The organism is Mycobacterium sp. 4D054 (genome assembly GCF_052245755.1).
Taxonomy (GTDB): domain Bacteria; phylum Actinomycetota; class Actinomycetes; order Mycobacteriales; family Mycobacteriaceae; genus Mycobacterium.
On sequence record NZ_JBQQCF010000008.1, the window covers coordinates 68,268 to 90,909 of the forward strand.

19 protein-coding genes are annotated in these 22,642 nt (G+C 68.8%); 14 read left to right on the forward strand and 5 right to left on the reverse strand.

Features of this window, described 5'->3' with window-relative positions; all coding sequences use genetic code 11:
• Positions 1-34 precede the first annotated feature (34 nt).
• Both ACTWP6_RS08500 and ACTWP6_RS08505 read left to right on the forward strand, forming a co-directional pair.
• Positions 35-2,560 carry a glycogen/starch/alpha-glucan phosphorylase gene (locus ACTWP6_RS08500; protein WP_443187363.1) on the forward strand — a complete coding sequence of 842 codons (2,526 nt, stop codon included), beginning with the start codon at positions 35-37 and terminating at the stop codon, positions 2,558-2,560.
• A gap of 151 nt (positions 2,561-2,711) precedes the next feature.
• Complete coding sequence (locus tag ACTWP6_RS08505) at positions 2,712-3,770, forward strand: esterase family protein (protein WP_313901371.1); 1,059 nt, start codon at positions 2,712-2,714, stop codon at positions 3,768-3,770.
• Here ACTWP6_RS08505 and ACTWP6_RS08510 read toward each other — a convergent pair whose 3' ends face one another.
• The gene (locus ACTWP6_RS08510) at positions 3,771-4,592 is read right to left on the reverse strand and encodes a DUF4344 domain-containing metallopeptidase (protein WP_443187420.1); all 822 of its coding nucleotides are present in this window, start codon (positions 4,590-4,592) and stop codon (positions 3,771-3,773) included. It abuts the gene before it with no gap.
• Between the two features lie 87 nt (positions 4,593-4,679).
• A complete protein-coding gene (locus ACTWP6_RS08515; RefSeq protein WP_443187364.1) occupies positions 4,680-5,111 on the reverse strand; it encodes a nitroreductase/quinone reductase family protein in 432 nt (143 codons plus the stop codon).
• Positions 5,112-5,159: 48 nt separating this feature from the next.
• Here ACTWP6_RS08515 and ACTWP6_RS08520 point away from each other — a divergent pair, with 48 nt between their 5' ends.
• Both ACTWP6_RS08520 and ACTWP6_RS08525 read left to right on the forward strand, forming a co-directional pair.
• Positions 5,160-6,173, forward strand: coding sequence for an acetamidase/formamidase family protein (locus ACTWP6_RS08520; protein WP_443187365.1), 1,014 nt, complete (start codon positions 5,160-5,162; stop codon positions 6,171-6,173).
• A gap of 11 nt (positions 6,174-6,184) precedes the next feature.
• A complete protein-coding gene (locus ACTWP6_RS08525) occupies positions 6,185-6,913 on the forward strand; it encodes an SDR family NAD(P)-dependent oxidoreductase (RefSeq protein ID WP_443187366.1) in 729 nt (242 codons plus the stop codon).
• A 14-nt stretch (positions 6,914-6,927) separates the two neighbouring features.
• Here the strand turns inward: ACTWP6_RS08525 and ACTWP6_RS08530 are convergent, their stop codons facing one another.
• Positions 6,928-7,758 carry a sulfurtransferase gene (locus tag ACTWP6_RS08530; RefSeq protein WP_443187367.1) on the reverse strand — a complete coding sequence of 277 codons (831 nt, stop codon included), beginning with the start codon at positions 7,756-7,758 and terminating at the stop codon, positions 6,928-6,930.
• A gap of 106 nt (positions 7,759-7,864) precedes the next feature.
• Between ACTWP6_RS08530 and ACTWP6_RS08535 the strand changes: the two genes are divergently transcribed.
• The 4 genes from ACTWP6_RS08535 to ACTWP6_RS08550 are packed head-to-tail and all read left to right on the forward strand — an operon-like array spanning position 7,865 to position 12,277.
• Positions 7,865-8,548 (forward strand): TVP38/TMEM64 family protein, encoded by a 684-nt coding sequence (locus ACTWP6_RS08535; RefSeq protein WP_443187368.1) that lies wholly within the window; start codon positions 7,865-7,867, stop codon positions 8,546-8,548.
• Positions 8,545-10,929 carry an AAA family ATPase gene (locus tag ACTWP6_RS08540; RefSeq protein WP_443187369.1) on the forward strand — a complete coding sequence of 795 codons (2,385 nt, stop codon included), beginning with the start codon at positions 8,545-8,547 and terminating at the stop codon, positions 10,927-10,929. Before ACTWP6_RS08535 ends, ACTWP6_RS08540 begins: the two co-directional genes overlap by 4 nt.
• Positions 10,930-10,986: 57 nt before the next feature.
• The gene (locus tag ACTWP6_RS08545) at positions 10,987-12,018 is read left to right on the forward strand and encodes a threonine aldolase family protein (RefSeq protein ID WP_260757130.1); all 1,032 of its coding nucleotides are present in this window, start codon (positions 10,987-10,989) and stop codon (positions 12,016-12,018) included.
• A 43-nt stretch (positions 12,019-12,061) separates the two neighbouring features.
• On the forward strand, positions 12,062-12,277 hold the full coding sequence (locus ACTWP6_RS08550) for a hypothetical protein (protein ID WP_443187370.1): 216 nt from the start codon (positions 12,062-12,064) through the stop codon (positions 12,275-12,277).
• Here ACTWP6_RS08550 and ACTWP6_RS08555 read toward each other — a convergent pair.
• On the reverse strand, positions 12,274-12,927 hold the full coding sequence (locus tag ACTWP6_RS08555; protein WP_443187371.1) for a DUF6766 family protein: 654 nt from the start codon (positions 12,925-12,927) through the stop codon (positions 12,274-12,276). The genes ACTWP6_RS08550 and ACTWP6_RS08555 overlap by 4 nt on opposite strands.
• A gap of 67 nt (positions 12,928-12,994) precedes the next feature.
• On the opposite strand from ACTWP6_RS08555, the gene ACTWP6_RS08560 reads away from it, so the two are divergent.
• Positions 12,995-13,813: a CHAD domain-containing protein gene (locus tag ACTWP6_RS08560; protein ID WP_260757126.1), complete on the forward strand. Its 819-nt coding sequence runs from the start codon at positions 12,995-12,997 to the stop codon at positions 13,811-13,813.
• A 199-nt stretch (positions 13,814-14,012) separates the two neighbouring features.
• On the opposite strand, the gene ACTWP6_RS08565 is transcribed toward ACTWP6_RS08560, so the two are convergent.
• Positions 14,013-14,759 (reverse strand): alpha/beta fold hydrolase, encoded by a 747-nt coding sequence (locus ACTWP6_RS08565; RefSeq protein ID WP_260757125.1) that lies wholly within the window; start codon positions 14,757-14,759, stop codon positions 14,013-14,015.
• Between the two features lie 59 nt (positions 14,760-14,818).
• Here ACTWP6_RS08565 and ACTWP6_RS08570 point away from each other — a divergent pair, with 59 nt between their 5' ends.
• The 5 genes from ACTWP6_RS08570 (at position 14,819) to ACTWP6_RS08590 (ending at position 22,576) form a co-directional block, all read left to right on the forward strand.
• On the forward strand, positions 14,819-15,748 hold the full coding sequence (locus ACTWP6_RS08570; RefSeq protein ID WP_443187421.1) for an NAD(P)H-dependent flavin oxidoreductase: 930 nt from the start codon (positions 14,819-14,821) through the stop codon (positions 15,746-15,748).
• Between the two features lie 193 nt (positions 15,749-15,941).
• Positions 15,942-17,414 carry a DUF3375 domain-containing protein gene (locus ACTWP6_RS08575; RefSeq protein ID WP_443187372.1) on the forward strand — a complete coding sequence of 491 codons (1,473 nt, stop codon included), beginning with the start codon at positions 15,942-15,944 and terminating at the stop codon, positions 17,412-17,414.
• Positions 17,411-18,115: a DUF4194 domain-containing protein gene (locus tag ACTWP6_RS08580; protein WP_443187373.1), complete on the forward strand. Its 705-nt coding sequence runs from the start codon at positions 17,411-17,413 to the stop codon at positions 18,113-18,115. Before ACTWP6_RS08575 ends, ACTWP6_RS08580 begins: the two co-directional genes overlap by 4 nt.
• Positions 18,108-21,482 (forward strand): ATP-binding protein, encoded by a 3,375-nt coding sequence (locus tag ACTWP6_RS08585; protein ID WP_443187374.1) that lies wholly within the window; start codon positions 18,108-18,110, stop codon positions 21,480-21,482. The genes ACTWP6_RS08580 and ACTWP6_RS08585 overlap by 8 nt, the downstream gene beginning before the upstream one ends.
• A gap of 35 nt (positions 21,483-21,517) precedes the next feature.
• Positions 21,518-22,576: a TIGR03617 family F420-dependent LLM class oxidoreductase gene (locus ACTWP6_RS08590; protein WP_443187375.1), complete on the forward strand. Its 1,059-nt coding sequence runs from the start codon at positions 21,518-21,520 to the stop codon at positions 22,574-22,576.
• The last annotated feature ends 66 nt before the right edge of the window (positions 22,577-22,642 follow it).

The window sequence follows — 22,642 nt, forward strand, 5'->3', positions numbered from 1 at the left end:
CCGCAACCTCGAGTTCGCGACCACAGGAGAGCACGTGACCGACGTCGTCAACCCCGCCTCGGAGGCATTCACCGAGGTCAACGGCGCGCAGAGAGGCCCGACCGGGCAGACCCGGTCCGGGCTCACCGCCGATGCGCTGCGCGCGGCCATCACCGATCACCTGGTGTACTCGATCGCCCGCCCCGCCGCGGTACTCACCCCCGAGCACTACTACCGCGCGCTATCGCTGGCGGTGCGTGACCGCATGCAGAAACGGTGGATGGCCACCACCCAGGACTGGCTGGACCTGTCGGCGAAGGTCACCTGCTATCTGTCGGCGGAGTTCCTGATGGGCCCGCAACTGGGCAACAACCTGCTCAACCTGGGCATCGAGAACGCCGCGCGGCAGGCGCTGGCCGACCTGGGTCAGGACCTCGACGTGATCCTGGACTGCGAGGGCGAACCGGGGCTGGGCAACGGCGGGCTCGGCCGGCTGGCGGCGTGCTACCTGGATTCGCTGGCCACGCTGGAACGGCCGTCGATCGGTTACGGCATCCGCTACGAGTTCGGCATCTTCACCCAGGAGATCGCCGACGGCTGGCAGGTCGAGAAGACCGACAACTGGCTCGTCCACGGCAATCCGTGGGAGATCGACAAGCCCGACGCCAGCTACATCGTCAACTGGGGCGGTCACACCGAGACCTACGAGGACGTCACAGGCAAGCTGCGGGTGCGCTGGGTGCCCCAGCGCGTGCTCAAGGGCGTCTCCCACGACACCCCGGTGCAGGGCTACGGCGTCAACACCTGCAACACGCTGACGTTGTGGAGCGCACGGGCGGTCGAGTCGTTCGCGCTGGAGGCGTTCAACACCGGCGACTTCTACAAGGCGGTCGACGAGGAGGTCGTCTCCGAGACCGTGTCGAAGGTGCTCTACCCCAACGACGAGCCCGAGGCGGGCAAGCGGCTGCGCCTGTTGCAGCAGTACTTCTTCGTGACGTGCTCGCTGCAGGACATCCTGAACATCCATCTGCAGCGGGCGCACCTGCCGCTGCGCATGCTGCCCGACAAGTGGGCGATCCAGCTCAACGACACCCACCCGTCGATCGCGGTGGTGGAGCTGATGCGGCTGCTCATCGACGAGCACCAGTTCGGTTGGGACGAGGCGTGGGACCTCACGGTGCGCACCTTCGGCTACACCAACCACACGCTCCTGCCCGAGGCGCTGGAGACCTGGCCGCTGCACATGTTCGGCGAGGCGCTGCCGCGCCATCTGGAGCTGATCTACGAGATCAACGAACGGTTCCTCGACGAGGTGCGGGCCCGGTTCCCTGGCGACGAAGAGCGGGTGCGCCGGATGTCGCTGATCGGTGAGGACGGCGGCAAGAGCGTGCGGATGGCGCACCTGGCCACCGTCGGCAGCCACGCGGTCAACGGGGTCGCGGCGCTGCATTCGGAGTTGCTCAAGGCCAGCGTGCTCAAGGACTTCTACGAGATGTGGCCGGAGCGCTTCGGCAACGTCACCAACGGGGTGACGCCGCGGCGGTTCCTGGCGCTGTCCAACCCGGGCCTGCGCGGGCTGCTCGACGACACCATCGGCCCCGGCTGGCTGACCGACCTTCAGCGCCTGCACGGACTGGAAGCGTTCGTCGACGATCCCGCGTTCCGGTCACGTTGGCGAGAGGTGAAGCGCGCCAACAAGTCCCGGCTGGCCGAGTACGTGCACTCGATCACCGGCATCGAGCTGGACCCGTCGTGGATGTTCGACGTGCAGGTCAAACGCATCCACGAGTACAAGCGTCAGCACCTGATGGTGTTGCACATCATCGCGCTGTACCACCGGCTCAAGACCAACCCGGGGCTGTCCATCCCGCCGCGGGTGTTCATCTTCGGCGGCAAGGCCGCGCCCGGCTATTTCATGGCCAAGCGGATCATCAAGCTGATCACCGCCGTCGGTGAGACGGTCAACGCCGACCCGGGCGTCAACCGTTTCCTGAAAGTGGTTTTCCTGCCGAACTTCAACGTCAAGACCGCGCACCTGGTGTATCCGGCGGCGAATTTGAGCGAGCAGATCTCCACGGCCGGTAAGGAGGCCTCCGGCACCGGGAATATGAAGTTCATGATCAACGGCGCGCTGACCATCGGCACGCTCGACGGCGCCAACGTCGAGATCCGGCAGGAGGCCGGGGCGGAGAACTTCTTTCTGTTCGGGCTCACCGAGAGCCAGGTCGAGCAGGTCAAGGCCGACGGCTACCGCCCGCTGAGCTTCGTCGAGTCCGATCCGGAACTGGCCGCGGTGCTGGAGCTGATCGCCCGCGGCGAGTTCACCCATGGCGACACCGAGGTGCTGCGCCCGATCGTCGACAATCTGCTGCACCACGACCCGTTCCTGGCGCTGGCCGACTACCGCTCCTACGTCGACTGCCAGGACGCGGTGTCGCGGGCCTGGCTGGATCGGGACGCGTGGTCGCGGATGTCGATCCGCAACACCGCGCGCAGCGGCAAGTTCAGCTCCGACCGGGCGATCAGGGAGTACTGCGACGAGATCTGGGGCGTGGGCCCGATGTCGGTCGACCTCGACTAGTTTTTCCGCCGAAATCGCATTCCACGCGCGTCAAGTCCCGAAAATCACACGCTAGACGCAATCTCGGCGGGGTCATGAGTCGATAACAAGCCGGTCACCGCCCCTGCGCGCCCGAGGAGTCCACCCCGCCGGCGCTGTTAACTTCGCGCGCGTGACGTTTCTCGCCCGCATCGCCGTCGCGGTGCTGCTCGCCGCCGGCCTGCTGACGGTGAGCACCCCGCCCTCGGCCCAGGCGTTCTCGCGGGCCGGGCTGCCGATCGAACAGCTCGACGTGCCCTCACCGTCGATGGGACGCACCATCCGCGTCGAATTCCAGGGCGGCGGACCGCATTCGGTGCTCCTACTGGACGGCCTGCGCGCCCAGGACGACTTCAACGGCTGGGACATCAACACCGCCGCCTTCGAGTGGTTCTACGAGTCCGGCGTCTCGGTGATCATGCCGGTGGGCGGTCAGTCCAGTTTCTACGCCGACTGGTACCGGCCGGCCAGGAGTCACAACGGGACGGTCACCTACAAGTGGGAGACGTTCCTGACCCGCGAACTGCCGACGTGGTTGGCGGCCAACCGAGGCCAGGACCCGTTCGGCAACGCTGTTGTGGGACTGTCGATGTCGGGCAGCGCGGCACTGACCATGGCCGCCTACTATCCCCGCCAGTACAAGTTCGCCGCCTCGCTGTCGGGGTATCTGGCGCCGTCGCAGAAGTTCTGGCCTCCGCTCATCGACATCGCGATGCAGGACGCGGGCGGCTTCGACTCTTTCGACATGTGGGGCAAACCCGGCTCACCGGCCTGGCTGCGGGCGGACCCGATGCTCAACATCAACCGGCTGGTCGCCAACCGTACCGCGCTGTGGATCTACTGCGGCAACGGAGTCGCCTCGGATCTCGACACCGGAACCGATCTCGGCGTCAACATCAGCGCCGGCTCGCTGGAGACCATCACCATCGCCACCAACAAGGAGTTCCGCGACAAGTATCTGGCCGCCGGCGGCCGCAACGCGATCTTCAACTTCCCGCCCAACGGCACGCACAGTTGGGGGTACTGGGGTGCGCAGCTGCAGGCGATGAAAGCCGACATCGTGCGGCTGCTGGCCCCGCCGCCACCGCCACCGCCTCCGCCGACGGCGTTGCCGCCGGGCGCACCCCTGCCGCCGGGCGCACCCCCGCTGCCGCCGCCGGCCGCCGCAGCACCGGCCGCGGCACCCCGCTGACTACCTGAAGTGCGGGTCGAGCAGCGTCGACCAGGCGTTGTCGAGCTGGCTCCATTCGTCCTCGCAGCCCTCGGCCCGGTCTGCCGGCAGCTGGCCGTCGCCGACGAGGTCGGCGTTGGACTGCGGGTCCGACCCGTAGATCCAGCACTGCAGGTTGTACATCCGGGCCTCGTCGAGGGTGTGCACGTCGGCGAAGTCCGCCTCGCCCGCCGCGCCGCGCTCGGCTCCGCTCGCACCGAACACCCACGCGAAGTCCTTGACCGCCTGCACCGATCCGGGATCGGCCTGGCCGTCCTCGCCGGGCTGCAACAGCACATAGGCGGCGAGCTGATCCGCGACGTCCTCTTCCCGCCCCGTGATCGGCAGGTCGTACACCGTGATCGCCATGTGGCCGACCTCGTGGTAGAACGTGGCCCACGCGGCGTTGACCGCCGCAGCCGCCGGATCGGGATCCCCGGCCTCGGCGAAGATGTCCTCGCTGGTGGAAACGTCTTCGTAGCAGATCGTGATGGACTTGGCGTCGGCGTCCCAGTACGCGTTGGCCTCGTCGCACTGCGCGCCGGTGAGCGCTATGTCGTACGGCAGGATCAGCGACTGGTTGAGGTCGTCGGCCATGTCCTCGAGCAGCTGCGCATCCTGCAGCAGCTTCCTGCCCCGGATCGCCTCGGGGCTGTCGGCGTCCTCGTAGGTCACCAGCATCGAGCCGCTGTCTTGCGGCGCCGAATCCACGTCGGGGTCGGCCGCCTGCGGGGGTTCGGGTGCGCCCGCGCATCCGACGACGAGCAGCCCGGAAGCCATCACCGGCACCACACCACGCCGCAACCAAGTTATTGACACGGTCGCAGATTAGCGGCCCGGGTCGGTTTTTGGAGTAATCCGCGCTCAGCCAGCGTTGCGGCCGCATGCCCCTCAGCCGGCGGGCACCAGTTCGAAGACGGGTATGACGCGGTCGGTCTGGGTCTCGTACTCGGCGAATCCCGGGGCGCGTTCGGCGACCACCGCGTAGACCCGGTCGCGCTCCTCACGCGGCAGCTCACGGGCCGTCACCGGCAGCGGCGCATCGGATCCGATCTCCACGCTCGCGTCGGGGTGGGCACGAATGTTGAACGCCCAGGCGGGATCTCGCTCGCGGCCGGCGGAGGATCCGACAACGTAGATTTTGTCGTCGATGTCGAAGTAGGCCACCGGATTCACCCGCCGCCGCCCGCTCTTGGCGCCGGTGGAAGTGAGCAGCAGCAGCGGAAAGCCCTCGAACTGGCCCCCGACCTTGCCTCGGTTGGCGCGGAACTCGTCGATGATGCCCTGGTTGAAGTCGCGCTCCCCGGCGGACTGGTCTGCCATGTCGTCGATCGTATGGCGGTCCGACCGCTGCCGGGCCAGGATGGTCGGATGGACCACGTCACCTTCGTCCCGACGCCCGATCAATTCAGCTTCACCTTCGGCGGTGCGGAGCCGGTGCGACGGATCCGTCCGGGCACCGTGCTGACGCTGTGGACCGAGGACGCCTTCGGCGGGCGCATCACCAGTGGGGACGATGTCGCGTCGATGGCGCTGGACACCGAGGACCTCAACCCGCAGACGGGTCCGTTCTGGATCGAGGGCGCCGAACCCGGCGACACGCTGGCCGTCCACCTGGTCGACCTGACCCCGGCGCGCACCTGGGGCGCGTCCACGCTGATCCCGTTCTTCGGCGGGCTGACCAGCGTGCCGGTCAGCCCGACCCTGCAGGACGCGCTGCCCGAGCGTACCTGGATCTACGAATATGACTCGGCAGCAGGCACTTTGGCATTCAATGCGAAAGGCAGCGATTTCAGTGTCGCGCTGCCGTCCAACCCGATGCTGGGCACCGTCGGGGTGGCGCCGGCCCGCCGCGAGGTACGGACGTCACTGGTGCCCGACGTGTTCGGCGGCAACATGGACACCCCCGAGATGACGACCGGCGCGACATGCTTCCTGCGCGTCAACGTGCCCGGGGCGTTGTTCTCCCTCGGCGACGGGCACTACCGCCAGGGCGAGGGCGAGTCGTGCGGCACCGCCGTCGAGGGGGCCATGCACGTGACCGCGATCGTCGACCTGATCAAAGGCGGCGGCCCGGCATGGCCGCGGTTGGAGACCGACACCCACCTGATGTGTGTCGGGTCCGGGCGACCGCTGGAGGAGGCCTGGCGCGCCGGTCAGGTCGAGATGATCACTTGGCTGGGCGAACTCTACGGCCTCGACCGGCTCGACGCCTACCAGTTGCTCACCCAGATCTCCCTGGCGCCGATCGCCAACGTGGTCGACACCAACTACAGCTCGGTAACCAAGATCGACAAGCGGCTGCTGCCCGCGTCCTCCTCGTACGGCGGTATTCATGCTGAACTTCGTTCGGCGGCAAAGTCATTGGGTGCGATCAACTACTGAGAAGGAGTGCCATGGATCTGGGGCTTTCGGGTAAGCGGTTCGCGGTCACGGGTGGCACCCGCGGTATCGGCCGCGCGGTCGTCGAGGGTCTGCTCGCAGAAGGGGCGTCTGTCGCCTACTGCGCCCGCACCTACGAAGCCGTGCCCGGCGCGGTGGGCACCGCGGTGGATGTCGCCGACGGTGCCGCGCTCGCGACGTGGGTGGAGGCCACCGCCGAAGCGTTCAACGGACTGGACGGCGTGGTCGCCAATGTGAGCGCGCTCGCCATCCCCGAGTCGAACGAGAACTGGCGCACCACCTTCGAGGTCGACATGATGGGCACCGTCGGTCTGGTCGATGCCGCGCTGCCGTATCTGCTGGAATCCGACGCCGCGTCGATCGTGACGATCTCCAGTGTGTCGGGCCGCGAGATCGATTTCGCCGCAGGCCCGTACGGCACGATGAAGGCCGCCATCATCCACTACACCCAGGGGCTGGCGTTCAAGCTGGCCGGCAACGGGGTGCGGGCGAACACCGTCAGCCCGGGCAACACCTACTTCCCGGGCGGGGTGTGGCCGTCGATCGAGCAGAACGACCCGGAGTTGTTCGCCGCGGCGCTGGCACTGAATCCGACGGGCCGGATGGCGACACCTCAGGAGGTCGCCAACGCGGTGGTGTTCCTGTCCAGCCCCGCAGCCGGCTTCATCACCGGCACCAACCTGCTCGTCGACGGTGCGCTGACCCGCGGCGTCCAGTTCTGAATCCCCGGGGGGTTTCACTCCTCTCCGAGCGCCACCGGGCGGTCCGGATCCGAGCTCCACTGCGACCACGAACCCGGGAACAGTGCGGCGTCCACGCCGGTGACGGCCAGCGCCGCGACGACCAGCGACGCCGTCACTCCCGATCCGCAATAGACCGCGACGTCGGAGTGGTGGGCACCCAGACGCTGCGCGAGCCCGGGATCGGCCAGCAGCGTACCGTCGCCGGCCAGCAGGCTGGTGCTCGGCACGTTCACGGCGCCGGGGATGTGCCCGGCGACGGGGTCGACGGGCTCGTTGTCGCCGCGGTAACGCTCGGGGGGACGGGCGTCGATCAGCGCCGGCGCGTCGAGCGCGTCGTCGGCGGTGATGGTCCTGCGGGCACCCCGGTACAGGTCCTCGTGCGTCACGGTCACGTTGCCGGGGGCGGGAATCACTGTGCCGGAATCCAATTCGCGTGTCCATGCACCGAGGCCGCCGTCGAGGATGCGCACATCGGAGATGCCCGCCGCGGTGAGCACCCACCACGCACGGGCAGACCCGGCGCGGTTCCAGTCGTCGTAGACCACCACCGGCACACCGTCGCGCACTCCCCAGCGTCGGGCGGCGTCCTGGACGGCGGACCCGGACGGCAGCGGGTGGCGGCCGCGCCCCGGCACGGTGTGGTCGGACAGTTCGTCGTCCAGGGACACGTACACCGCGCCGGGGAGGTGCCCCGCCTCGTAGGCGGCGGTGCCGTCGGGTTCGGCCAGCGTCCACCGCACATCGAGCAGGGTGACGGGCTCACCGGCGTCGAGGAGCCGGGCCAGTTCCGTCGCGGTGATGAACACGTCGTCGCGGGCAGTCATGATTACCTCCAGGACCTGAGGCTACCTCCGCGCTTTCGGGGTGCCCGTGCTCGCCGACCGGCGATCTCGCCACCGCAATCGGGGGTTAGGGCAGGATTGCGGGGGCATGGCTGACATCGACGACACTCCCGGAACTTCCCGGCGCAGGCACATCACCCGGCTCGCCCTGTTCGCGGCCGTGCTGTCGGTGCTGTTCTATCTGACCGCGATCGAACGGGTCATCGACGTCGAGTACGTGCGCGGGCTCATCGAGTCGACAGGCCCGCTCGCGCCGTTGACCTACGTCGCGGTGTCGTCGGTGCTCGGCGCGCTGCTGGTGCCGGGCCCGCTCCTGGCGGCCGGCAGCGGCTTCCTGTTCGGCCCGCTGCTGGGCACCTTCGTCACCCTCGGCGCGACGATCGGGTCGGCGGTGATCACGGCGTTCGCGGGCCGCCGCGCCGGCCGCGACAGCGCCCGCGCGCTATTGGGCGCGGACCGCGCGGCGCGCGTCGACGGTCTTATCCGGCGCGGAGGCCTGTGGGCCGTGGTCGGACAGCGCTGGATCCCGGGCGTCAACGACGCGCTGGCCTCCTACACGTTCGGGGCGTTCGGAGTGCCGCTGTGGCAGATGGCCGCGGGCGCGTTCATCGGGTCGGCGCCCAAGGCGTTCGCCTACACCGCGTTGGGGTCGACGCTGGGCGAGTTCTCCGCGCCGCTACTGACCGCCGCGATCGTGGTGTGGTGCGCGACGGCGGTGGTCGGCGCACTCGCGGCGCGCCGCGGCTGGCAGCGGTGGCGGTCCCGGGAATGACGGGCCTCGTCCTCACCGACGAGTTCCGCCACGCGTTGGCGCGGCTGTCCGACGGTGAGCACCTGTTCCTGACCGGCAAGGCCGGCACCGGCAAGTCGACGTTGATCCGCCGCTTTCTGGCCGACACCGACCGCACCACAGTCGTTGTCGCGCCGACGGGTATCGCAGCTCTGAACGTCGACGGCTACACCATCCACCGGCTCTTCGGCTTCCGGTCGACCACCACACTGGAGGACATCCGCACCGGCGGTTACCGGCCGGGCCGATTCACCAAGACGCTGGCCTCGCTGCAGACCCTGATCGTCGACGAGGCGTCGATGGTTCGCGCCGACGTCTTCGACATGGTTGCCGCCGCGCTGCAGCGGTTCGGCCCGGTTCCGGGTGAACCCTTCGGCGGTGTGCAGATCGTGCTCGTCGGCGACCTGTACCAGTTACCGCCGGTGATCCGCGAGGACGAAGCCCATTTCTTTTCGTCGGCCTCCCCACCTCGTTACGAGACCCCGTACTTCTTCTCGGCGCACTCGTTCGATCGCGCCGACTTTACGACCGTGTCGTTGACGACGGTGTTCCGCCAGCTCGGCGATGACCGGATGACGGCCATTCTCAATGAGATTCGCGAAGGCGTGCTGCTCGGCCACGCGCAGGAGCAATTGAACGCCCGCGCCGACAACGACTTCGTCCCGCCCGACGACGAGTTCTGGTTGACGCTGGCGCCGACCAACCGGCTCGTCACGGCGCGCAACCGGCAGCAGCTCGAAAGACTGCCCGGGGACGAAATGGTGCACCACGCCAAGGCATCCGGTGACCTGACGCTGTTCGACCCGCCTGTCGAGGAGACACTGCGCTTCAAGGTGGGCGCGCAGGTGATGATGCTCAACAACGACCAGGGCAACCGCTGGGTCAACGGCACGGTGGGCCGCGTCGTCGGCGTCGGCTATGACCGCTACGGCGCGGTCGTCGACGTGGAGTTCCCGGACGGCACCAGTGCCGAGGTCACCGCCTTCACGTGGGAGGTGACGCGACCGGTGATGTCCGGTTCGTCGCTGGGCCGCGAGGTGGTCGGCTCCTATACACAGTTGCCGTTCAAGCTGGCGTGGGCGATCACCATTCACAAGAGCCAGGGCCAGACGCTGGACAGGGTGGTCGTCGACCTGACCGGGGGCATGTTCTCGACGGGACAGCTCTATGTGGCGCTGAGCCGGTGCACCTCGCTGGCCGGTCTGGTGCTGAAAAGGCCTGTGCTGCCGAAGGACTTGAAGACCGACCGGCGCATCGCCCGCTTCCTGCGTACCTCGGCGGCGGACCCGGCGGTGCGCCGGTACTGCGCGATCGGGATGCTGACCGTCGGCGACGAAGGGCGGATGTCGCGTCCACGGCCGGTGGAGCTGGCCGTCGCGTTCGACGACGGCACCGCGATCACCACGCTGGTCAACCCGCAGCGCGACCTCGCCGACGCGCGAACACGATTCGGGATCACCGTCGCCGACGTGCTGCTGGCCCCGACCCTGCGCGAGGCGTGGGCGGTGATCGCTCCGATGCTGGCGGGATGCACCCCGGTCGGCGTCGGGATCGACGAACAACTCGGGCTGATCGATTTCGAGCTCAAGCGCCTGGGCTATGTGACGGCGATGCCGCTGGGGGTCGAGCTGCGCGGCGCGCGAATGACGGGCCGCACCGCGCTGGAGCGCGCCCGCTCGGCGTTGCACGCCCATCGCGCCGCCGAGTCCCGCGCAGGCTCTTCGGCGTTCGACGAACCCGAATCCGTCGAGACGGCAGGGCTTCTCGTGAGCCGGGATACGTCGGCGCCGACACCCATCGCCGATCACCTACCGGGTTTGTCGGCGGTGTTGCGGATCAGTCGGGACGTCGGTGCCGTGTTGTTGGGACATGACGAGGTGTCACCCGACGGGGAGGGGACGGCCCCGCGCGGCGATACCGGGTGGGAACCGGCGGCCCGGCAATCGGTGGCCGATCAATTGCGCGCGGCGGCGGCGCGGGTGCAGCTGACCGAAGACGTCGTGGATCGCCTGCGTCGCGTCGAGGAGTTGCTCGGTGTGGAGATCCTTTCCGGCACCGAGCTTCTGGCCCGCCATGACATCGGTGCGACGTTGACGCCGGGTATGCGCATCTGTTTCACCGGCACCGCACAGGATGCTTTGGGGCGCATCGTCGAGCGCGACGAGATGGAGCGCATGGCCGCCGCGGCCGGGCTGACACCGGTGAAATCGGTGACCAAGACCCGCTGCGACGTGCTCGTGACGGCCGAAGCGGGCACGCAGTCGGGCAAGGCCCGCAAGGCGCAGGAGTACGGCAAACCGGTGTTCGGCGCCGACGATTTCTTCACCTGGCTGCGCACCCACACCACCACCCCCGCGGAATAGCATTCCTGGCTGCGTTCAGCCCCTCGATCACAGCCCTGGCTTCTCGCTCGGCGCACAATGGAGCGCGTGCCGTCTTCTGCCTTCGCCTCCGACAACGCCGCACCGGCTCACCCGAAGGTGCTCGAAGCCCTGCTCCGGGCCAACGCCGGGTCCGCCCCGTCGTACGGCAGCGACGCGCTCACCGCGGACGCGGCCGACGCGATCAGGACCGCGTTCGACTCCCCCGACGCCGACGTGCTGTTCGCGTTCACCGGCACCGCGGCCAACATCATCGCGCTGGCGTCGGCGGTGCGACCGTGGCATGAGATCTTCTGCAGCGACGTCGCGCACGTCCTCGTCGACGAGGCCGGCGGGCCGGTTCGGCTGTCGGGGGCTCAGCTCACCCGGCTGGCCAGCGACGACGGACTGATCGCACCGGACGAGCTTGAGCGACGAGTGCTGGGCCGCAAGGCCGTGCACCACTCACAACCGCGCATCGTGTCGGTCACCCAGTCCACGGAGAACGGCAGGGTGTGGACCGCCGCGGCGCTGGCCGAGTTCGTCGACCGCGCCCACGCGCTCGGCCTGCTGGTGCACGTCGACGGCGCGCGTATCGCCAATGCTGTTGCCACTCTGGGCGTCTCACCGCAGGAGGCGATCGCGGACGCTGATGTCGTCAGCGTGGGCGGCACCAAGAACGGTCTGCTGTTCGGCGATGCGATCCTGGTCCGTCGGCCCGAGCACTTCGACGGAATCCACTTCGTGCAGAAGCAGATCGGTCATCTGGCCAGCAAACACCGGTTCGTCGCCGCGCAGTTCGCCGCGCTGTTCGACGATGGGCTCTGGCTGCGCAACGCCGCCCACGCCAACGCCATGGCGCGCAGGCTCGGCACCGGCATGGAGGCGCTGGGTCTGCAACTGGCGTCGCCGACCGAATCCAACGAGGTCTTCGTCAAGCTCGACGCGGACGCCCAGCGCCGACTCAGCGCGGCGTACTCGGTGCACCAGCCCGACCCCGGGGTGCCCGTCGTGCGGTTCGTCTGCTCGTGGGCGACCACCGAGACCGAGGTCGACGACGCGCTCGATGCGCTGCAACGCGTCTGCGGGTGACCGGCCCGGTTACCCGGCGCCCGACCGCGGGTACGCCCCGGTCATGAACAGCACCTTGCACACCCGCCCCGCGCGTCCGCTCGCCGCAGAACCGCCTGTCACGCGCGTCCTTCTGAACCGGTGCGACAGCGCGCCCGACGAACCACCCGAGCGGCTCACGCCCGTCGAGGTTCCCGAACGGCTCGTCCCCGAGGAGGTGCCCGAGTCGCCGATTGGACCGTCCACCACACCCGATCCGGGTCCGCCGCAGAAGACCTAAGCGCTGGTTTCGCGGTCGGGTTCGGCGACGGCCTTGGACTCCGCCGAGCCGCGCTGACGCAAGAAGATCGACAGCCCGACGATCGCCGCGACCGCGATGAACTCGCTCTGCCAGTTCTGCATCGACTCGAACCAGAACTGCGGTGTCGTCACGTATTCGGCGATCGACACCGCAGATTGCCCGTGTTGCACCTGTTCGTCGCTGTACACCGCGGCGCCGCCGACCGCGTGCAGTGCCCACGATGCGAAGAACAGCACGAAGAACGCGATCGCCAGGGAATGTTCGTAGATGCGGAGCGCCACGCCGCCGCGCCGCACCGGCCACGGCGCGCCGGGGTCGAACCGGGCCAGGCGTGGATCGTCGTCCTGCGGCGCCTGCCCGTCGATCGGCTTGGACTCCGAAGAGCCCCGCTGGTACAGGAATGCCGTCAACACGACGTACATCCCCATCTGCAGGAACTCCGATTCCCAGTTCTCGAACGTCGCCTCCACGAAGTCACCGCTGGCCAGGTATCCGATCACCGAGACCGTTTCCGTCGAGCCGTGGTCGCGCTCTTCCTGGTTGTGATTCGCGGCCCCGGACACGATCATCGCCGCGAAGAACACCACGAACAGGCCAAGGCACGCCAGCAACAGACCATGGTCGTGCATCCAGCGACCGTTCCGGGCTTTCACCTGGTCACGTGTACCCCCGATCGGGTGCGGGTATGCGCTCGCCATGCCCGCGAGGACACCGCTGCATGGCTATCTGACCGAGCAGGCCGGCCTTGTGCTCGACGGCATGGCCGGGCTGCGGGACGGCACCGACCCGATCCACGACACCCGCGTGGCCATCCGACGCGTCCGTAGCACCATCCGCGTCTTCGGCAAGGCGCTCGATGACGACGCCGGCGCGCTCGAAGACGACCTGAAGTGGTTCGCCGGTGTGCTGGGTGAGGTGCGCGATCCGCAGGTGCAGCGGCGGCGGTTGCGGGCCGCGGTCGCAGAGCTGCCCGACGAGCTGGTGCTGGGGCGGGTTTCGGGCCGGATCAAACGCGACCTGCGGGGTGTGGAGGCACCGGCCCGGCGGCGGGTGACCGAGGCGATGGCGACGGCGCGGTTCGAGCACCTGGTCGGCGAACTTCAGCGCTGGCGGGAAGCCCCGCCGGTCCAGAGCAAGGTCGGCGCCAAGGTGTTGCGGAAGCGGGCACGCCGCGCCGGCGCGAAGGCCGACCGTCGGCTCCAGGAGGCGCTCGACGGCGCCGACGACGCGCTGCTGCATCGCGCCCGCAAGGCCGCCAAGCGTGCGCGGTATGCCACCGAGCTGATCGAGCTTGATGATCCGTCGACGAGGAACAAGCGGAACAAGAAGCGCTACAAGCGCATTCAGAGTGTCCTCGGCGATCTCCAGGACACTGTGGTGGCCCGGCCGATGCTGCGGCAGATGGGCGCACAAGCCGGCACCCGATCCGGTGAGAACGGCTTCACCTTCGGCCTGCTCTACGGCCGGGAGGAACAGCTCGCCCGGCAATGCCGCCGCGCCGTCGCCCAGCTGTAGGAAGCCTCCCCCGCGAACGTGCGTGTCTGCGGCCCTCCACCCGGTGTGTCGACAAAGTCGCACGCTCGCGCGCCGCGGTAGCCCTGTTTCGTGCCTGCCCGGCCGGGCAGCCCACGGTCGACACGGTCCACGGCGACACGCTCACCGGGACGCGACCGCCGGTACGCCATCTCGCACCCCCAGCCCGCGAGCGTGCGGCCTACCCCAGCGAGTCCCAGAACGCGGTCAGCGCCGCGGCGCCGCGATGCGGATCCTCGACCATCCACCAATGTCCCAGTCCCTCAAGCACTTCGACGCGGGCACCAGCACGTTCGGCGGCCCGGCGCCGGTTGTCGTGAGGCCCGATGAACGGGTCGTCGGTCGGCTGCAGCGACAGGCCCGGCCGCGCCGCGGCCGCCTCCAGAGCACGGCCCGCTTCGGCCATCGCCGGTTGTGCGGCCGAGCGGTACAACGCCAGGATCGCCTTCCGCATGTCGTCGTTCTGCTGTTCGGCGAGCGCGGCGCCGACGTCGGCCGGAATGCCGAAGGAGACCATCAGTTCCGTGCGCGCCGGCACTCCGCCGCCCATCATCGCGTCCAGCGACTCCTCCCCCGCTCCGGCCGTCTGCCACACCTGCGCCATGTCGTGCCAGACGTAGTCGGCGTCGAACAGGCCGACCGAGTCGCTGACCCAGCTGCGCACCAGTTCGGGCCGGTGCATCACCGCGTTGACGACGTGGCCGCCGCCCCAGTCATGGCCGACGAGGTCGATCGGGCCCTCGATTCCCTCCAGCGCGGACTCCAGCCAGTCCCGATACTCCAGCATCGTCGCGCCGAACCCGTCCGGCAGCGGCGCACCGAATCCCGGCGGCGACAGCAGCACCACGTCGTCGCGGCCCAGCACGGCCGTCAGCGGCCCCCAGATCGCGTCGGTTTCCGGATTGCCATGCACGAACACCACCGTCATGGCCCACATCCTGACACGGCCCCGATAATGGGCCGGTGCAAACGCAGTGGTCGACGGCGATGAACCTCGACGTGCCGATCGTCAACGCGCCGATGGGCGGCGTGGCCGGTGGCGAACTGGCCGCCGCGGTCAGCCGGGCAGGGGCGCTGGGCATGATCGGCATCGGCAGCTCCGGATCCGCGGCACAACTGCGCCAGCACCTCAGGCACACCGCAAACCTGAACCGCCCGTATGGGATTGGACTGATCAGTGGGGTAATTCAGAAGGAACCCGCACTTCTTGAGACGGCGCTGGACGCCGCCCCGGCGCTGCTGTCGGTCAGCTTCGGTGACGACTGGTCCTGGGTGCCGCGCGCCCACGACGCCGGCTGCGTGAGCGCCACACAGGTCGCCGACCTGGCCGACGCGCAGCGCGCCGTCGACGCCGGCGTCCAGGTCCTGGTGGCCCGTGGCGCGGAGGGCGGCGGGCACGGCCGGCCCGCGGTCGCCACCCTGCCGCTGCTGACCGAGGTCCTCGATCGGGTCGACGTGCCGGTGCTGGCTGCCGGCGGCATCTCCTCGGGCCGGTCCCTGACCGCGGTGCTGGCGGCCGGTGCGGCCGGCGCGTGGATCGGGACGGCGTTCGCGGTGTGCCCGGAGTCCACGCTGCCCGAGGCGGCCCGACAACAGATGCTCACCGCCGACGACAGCGACACCGTCACCACCCGCGCCTTCGACGTCGCGCTCGGCTACCCGTGGCCGGCGACGATCCCCGAACGGGTGCTGCGCAACGCCTTCACCGACGCCTGGGACGGCCGTGAGGACGACCTCGACGCCGACGCCCGCGAGCAGCTGCGTTCGGCGATCGCCGCCGACGACTACCGGTGGGCGCCGGTCAACGCCGGGCAGGGGGTCGCCGACGTGACGACCGCCCAGGCCGCCGCGGCCGTCATCGGCCGGCTGGTCGGCGACGCGCGCGCAATCCTCGCGAGAACGCCACCAGCGTCGTGATTTCCCCCGCACCACTACCGTGGTGGCGGTCTCGCGAAACCCCAGCACGCACTGCAATCCCGCTGGTCACACGAGTCACACAGGCGGGCAAAAAGGCCGCGACACTCCCCTCCCTGCGCCCGGCGATGTCTGCGCCGTGCCCTATGTTGGGGCGTCCGGCAACGGACAAACGACGCACACATCGAGGGGCCAGGTGGACGACAACGCAACCGTGTCTGCCGTCGAGCTGTTCGAACTCAATCGCGACCTGCAGTCTTCGCGCGCGATCCGGCTGCTGGCCACCACCAACCTGAGCCTGTACGCGACGCTGATGGAGCGGCATCTGGCCGACGGGGTGATCCCGGAGACCGAACTGGTGGTCCGGCTGGAACGCGACCTCGACGACCTCGGCGACGACCAGTCGGGCCTGGCGTTGATCAAGTCGTGGGCCAGCCAGGGCTGGGTGCACCGCATCGTGGATGACCGGGGACTCGCAGGCGCCGCAGGCCGCAACGTCTGCTACCTGACCCAGGACGCGCGCCGGGCGCTGGACTTCCTGCGCGGCATGCGCCGCCAGGACACCATCGCCACCGGCGGGTCGATCACCGGCATCGCGTCGCGGCTCAAGCATGTGGCGCTGAAGGTGGGCAACGACCCGGCCCGCATCCGCAAGAGCATCGAGGCCGAGATCGAGGCGCTGCGTCACGAGCTCGAGCTCCTCGATGCCGGCCAGTCGCCGTCGCCCGACGACGCCGACCTCACCGACGCCTATGACGAGGCCCGCGCGATCGCCATGCAGATGGAGCGGCTGATCACCGACATCGGCCAGTACGGCGCGATGATCGAGCAGGCCACCGCCGCGCTCGACGAGCCGATCGACTCCAATGTCGAGTACCGCGACCGGCAGCGCCAGATGTACGCCGACTACCAGGCCGCTTGGGATTCGCAGGGCCGGGACAGCCACCGGGCGTTCCTGCGGATGATCAACGATCCCGATCAGCGTGCCGAGTTCGAGGCCGATGTCGCCGCCGTCGCCGCCGCGCTGCCCGGGCTGGACCCGGCCCTGCGCAAGGTCATGGCCGGGTTCTTCGAGCTTGTCGGCCATCAGATCGACGAGGTCGAGCGGATCCAGCAGCGCTGCGCGCAGCGGGTCAAGCGGTTCACCGCGTTCGGCACGCTGGAGCAGAGCCGCGGCGTGGCCCGTCAGCTCAACGAGGCCATCGGCGCGGCACGCAATCTACTCAAGTCGAGCCTGATCGACTCGCGGCTGGACATCGAGCTGCCGCTGGCCCGCCACGCGATCAGCTCCGTCGGGGCGCTGAGTTTCAAGATCGGCGACCTGTCCACCCCGAAACCGGCCAAGCCGGCGGCGGGCGAGGTCGACCTGTCCAGCTTCGCCGCGCTCACCACCCAGGTCGATGCGCCGGCGATGTCGGACATGCTCAACACCGCGGTCGCCAAGGGGCCGGTGTCGCTGCCGGAGGCCATCGGCATGCTCGGTAGTTCAGGCCAAGGGGCCTACCTCGGTCACGTCATCGTGTTGTGGTCATGGGCGCTCAAGCAACCCGGCACCGAAAGCCCTGAGTCGACCACCGTGCGCTTTCGGTCCCTGGACGGCAAGGACCGCGAAATCGCCGTTCCCCAATTGATGTTCACAGAACCGATCAGTGTCGGAGCCGCGCAGTGACAACCGAACACGACACCGACTTCGAGGCGTTCTCCTCGCTGCCGCAGGTCGACCAGACCGCCCGTCCCCCGCACCAGCGCCGCCCGCGCTTCGACGGCGACGTCTCCGAGCTGCCCGACCGCGCCTGCTGGGCGTTGCAGCACCTGCTGACCCGCCGCTACATCAGCGCCGAGACCGACAGCGACATCTACGCCTGGGTGCTCGAGTACCGCCACCAGCTGTCGGTCCGGCTGTCCGAGCTCGACCTGATCCTGCGGGTGGTGGAGGTTGGCTACGAAAACGACGGAGTCGCGTTCGTCGAGCAGGCCCGCTACGAATCCGCCAAGGGCATCAAGCTTCTGCGCCGTGAACCGCTCGGCACCTACGACTCCATCCTGGCGCTGCACCTGGCGCAGATGATGCGTGCGGCGGGCGGGCAGAGCGTGCTGATCTCCCGCGAGGAGATGCACAATCTGTTCTCCGGCGTGCTCAACGACACCGACCGCGACGCGGTCACGTTCGCCGGCCGCATCGACGCCGCGATCGCGCGGCTCGCCGGCCTGGAGATCCTGCGTAAGAGCCGCGACGACGAGGACAGCTACACCATCTCCCCCGTCATCACCGCGGTGATGACGGGCAGCGTGATCACCGAGCTGCAGCAGCAGTTCGAGCTGCTGTTGGGCGGCGGCACCCCGGCCGAGGAGGACACCAACCTTGACTGAACAGTTCCATCTGTCCCGGCTGCAGGTCATCAACTGGGGTGTGTTCGACGGCTACCACGACATCCCGTTCAGCCGGGGCGGCGCGCTGATCGCCGGCGCCTCGGGCAGCGGCAAATCCTCACTGCTGGACGCGATCTCGCTGGGGTTCCTGCCGTTCAACCGGCGCAACTTCAACGCCTCCGGCGACAACACCGCCGCGGGTTCCAGCGCGGGCCGGCGCACCGTCGACAAGTACGTGCGCGGCGCGTGGGGGCAGCGCAGCGACGGCGGCACCAGCCGGGTGATGTACCTGCGCGGCGACGGCACTGCGTGGTCGGCGGTGGCGGTCACCTACTCCAGCGACTCGGGCCGCACCGTGACCGGCCTGGTGCTCAAATGGCTGACGGGCGAGTCACGCAACGACTCGTCGAGCCGCTTCGTCCTCGGTGACGGTGACCTCGACATCGAGGACGTCTGCAACCGTTGGGCGGCAGCACGATTCGACACCGGCGTGTTCAAAACTCACGGCTGGCGGTTCACCACCAAGGTCGAGTCGCAGTACCTGGCTCAGCTGTACGCGACCATCGGCATCCGCGCCTCCGACGCCGCCCAGCAGCTGCTCGGCAAGGCGAAGTCACTGAAAAGCGTTGGTGGGCTGGAACAGTTCGTCCGCGAGTTCATGCTCGACGAACCCGAAAGCCTGGCCCGCCTGCCTGAGGCGCTCAAGCAGATCGACCCGCTGGTGGAGGCCCGCGAGCTGCTCGCGGTCGCACAGAAGAAGCGCAAGATCCTCGGCGACATCGAGAAGATCCAGCAGCGCTACGCGTCGGAGTCGACCGATCTGGGCATCATCGATCTGGTCGATCTGCCGATGGTGCGGGCCTACACCGACCACATCCGGTTCGCGCAGTGCCCGGCTCAGATCGCGCAGCTCGACACCACCATCGAGCAGCTCGACAACGAGTACGAGGACGTCACCCGGAGCCTGAATCTCGCCAAGGCCGAGGCAGATTCGCTCAATGCGCAGATCAGCGGATCCAGCGCGAGCATCGGTCCGCTGCAGTCGCAGGTGACCGCGGCCGAGACCGAGGCCGAGCAGGTGTCGCGTCGGCGCGGCGCCTACGAGGACATGCTGGCCGCGCAGCAGCGCGACATCCCGGAGACGGCCGACGACTTCTGGAATCTGCGCGAGGAGCTGCTGGCCGAGGCCACCGAGCTGCTCGCCAAAGTGGAGCGCAACCGGGAGGCATCCACCGACGCGGAGTACGCGCAGAAGTCGGCGCGGATGGCCCGCGACGAGGCCGCCAAGGAACTCAAGCGTGTCGAGCACGTCGGGTCGGCGCTGCCGGAGTTCGCGCTGCTGATGCGGGAGCAGATCTGCACCGCCGTCGGGGTCGACGCGGGCGAGCTGCCCTACATCGCCGAACTGTTGGATCTGCGCCCGGACCAGACCCGGTGGCGCACCGCGGTCGAGAAGGTGCTGCGCGGAGTCGGTCTGCGGCTGATGGTGCCCGATCAGCACTGGACCACGGTGCTGCAGTTCGTCAACGAGACCAACATGCGGGGACGGCTGCAGCTGCACCATGTGCGGGCCAAGTTCCTCGGCGCCGAGCCGGTCGCTCCGGAGTCGAACACGTTGGCGGGCAAGCTTTTCCCGGTCGACCCGAGACACCCCTGCGCGGCCGAGGCCGTCGACGTGGTCGCCTCCGCCGGCGACCACGTGTGCGTCGACACCCCGGATGTGTTCGCGCGTTTCCGCCGCGCGGTCACCGACACCGGCCTGTACAAGGACTCCGACCGGCTCGCGATCAAGGACGACCGCCGTCCGCTCAAACAGTCGGAATACCTGTACCAGGGGGACGTGTCGGCGAAGATCAACGCGCTGACGGTCGATCTGGCCGCGGCCGAGGAGGCTTACCAGAAGGCGCGGCGCACCGCCGACGACATCGCCGCCCAGCGGCAGCAGTGGCGCGACCGGGCCGCGGCGTGCAAAGCGATCTGCGAGCAGTTCCCGCAGTGGAGCCAGATCGACACCGAGACCGCCGACGGGCACGCCGACCGGTTGCGTGAGCAGTACGAGCTGCTGCTGGCCGACCACCCCGACATCGAGGCGCTCAACGCCCGCGCCGACGAATGCTGGACGCAGATCCAGAAACTGATGACGCGCCGCGGCGCGATCCAGACCCGCCGCGACGACCTCGACTCCCGGCGCACGCAGCTTCTGGAGCTGCAGGAGCGGCTGCAGCCCGCGTTCGTGTCGGAACCGTTGACGGAGCTGCTGAACCGCTACGCCGCCCAGCTGCCGGTGCCGTTGGAGCTGCTCGATCCCGAGCCGCACCGCGACGCGCTTTTCGGCGCGATCAAGAAGGAACGCGAACAGCTGCGCGAGAGCCGACGTCGCTCCTACGACGAGTTGGCTCGCATCCTGAACACGTTCGACACGTCGTTCCCGGACGCCATCCCGAACAACTCGGACAATTTTGAGGAACGCGTGCACGACTACGTCGCACTGTGCCGGCACATCGACGAACGCGAGCTGCCCGAGGCCTATGAGCGGATGATGCGTCTGGTCACCGAGCAGGCCCCGGACGCGATCCTGACGCTGCACCGGGTGGCCGAGCAGGAAGCGCGCCGCATCAGCGACCAGATCGCCCGTGTGAACACCGGTTTGGGAGCGGTGGAGTTCAACCGCGGCACCCGGCTGACGCTGCGGGCCACCCCGCGGGCGTTGACGGCGGTGTCGGAGCTGACCGAGATCGTGCGGGCGATCTCGCGGCGCATCGCCGAGGTGGGGCTCGGCGACAAGCAGGCCATCCTGGACCAGTACGCCGACATCCTGCGTCTGCGCAACCGGCTGGCGTCGACGGCGCCGGAGGACAAGGCGTGGACCCGCGACGCGCTCGACGTGCGCAACCGGTTCACGTTCGACTGCGCCGAGTGGGATGTCGCCAGCGAGGAGCTGATCCGCACGCACTCCAACGCCGGTGACAACTCCGGCGGTGAGCAGGAGAAGCTGATGGCGTTCTGCCTGGCCGGTGCGCTGAGCTTCAACCTTGCGGCGCCCGGACACGCAGGAACAGACGAAGCCAACCGTCCGGTGTTCGCGCAGCTGATGCTCGACGAGGCGTTCTCCAAGTCGGATCCGCAGTTCGCCCAACAGGCGCTGCAGGCGTTCCGCAAGTTCGGGTTCCAGCTGGTGATCGTCGCGACCGTGCAGAACGCGACGACGATCCAGCCCTACATCGACAGCGTGGTGATGGTGTCCAAGACCGAGGCGACGGGCCGCAATGCCCGACCCGTGGCGACGGTCACGACGCGCACCATCTCGGAGTTCGGTGCGCTGCGCCGCGAGATGCGGGCCACCGCGAAGGTGCCCGCTCCAGTCTGACGCGGGGAACGACTTTTCTGCGTAGGGTGCCGATCGTGCATGTCGACGTGATGACGACTCCCCAGCCGCTCCTGCAGACCGGCGATCTCGCACGCCGCACTCAGAAGGCCGGCTTCGACGGGCTGCTGTTCACCGAAACCGGCAGGACCGCCTACCTGAACGCGGCGATGGCGGCGCAGGCGGCGCCGGGACTCCAGTTGTCGACGGGCGTGGCGGTGGCGTTCCCGCGCAGCCCGTTCGTCACCGCCGCGACGGCGTGGGAACTCCAGGAGGCGACAGGCGGCAACTTCCGGCTGGGTTTGGGCACCCAGGTCCGCACCCATGTGGTCCGCCGCTACGGCGCCGAGTTCGCCCATCCCGGTCCGCGGCTGCGGGACTACGTGCTGGCGGTCAAAGCCTGCTTCACGGCGTTCCGCACAGGCACCCTCGACCATCACGGCGAGTTCTACACGCTCGATTTCATCACCCCGCAGTGGAGCGCAGGCCCGATCGACGCCCCGGATCCCAAGGTCGACATCGCCGCGGTCAACCCGTGGATGCTGCGGATGGCCGGCGAGGTGGCCGACGGGGTGCATGTGCATCCGCTCGGCGAGCCCGGCTACATCGCGCGCCACGTCGTTCCGAAAGTTGCTGAGGGAGCTGCGAGGTCGGGACGATCACCGCATGAGGTGGCGCTGATCGTGCCGGTGATGACGATCGTCGGCGATTCCGACGAGGAACGGCATCGCGAGCGCGAACTGGTGCGGGCGAGCATGAGCTTCTACGGCAGCACACCCAACTACGCGTTCATCTGGGACGAGGCCGGCTTCGAGGGCACCACGGCTCGCATCCGCGAGAAGCAGAAGGCCGGCGACTTTCAGGGCATGGCCGCGCAGATCACCGACGAGCACATCGCGACGTTCGCCACCGAGTCGACGTGGGACGGTCTGGCCGACGCGCTCACCGCCAGGTACGGCGCCACCGCGACCCGCATCGTGCTCTACAACGCCCTGGCCGACGCGGAGCGCTTCGAACGCTACGGCATTGTCGCGCAACGGTTGACCCTGCAGCCCCCACCGGGGACTGGCATGACCGCCGCTGCATCCCGCGCCTGAACGCAGCCCAACGCGTGAACCCACCCTTCGCCGGGTAAGCAGTCGCGGGCCTACAGTGTCCACGGA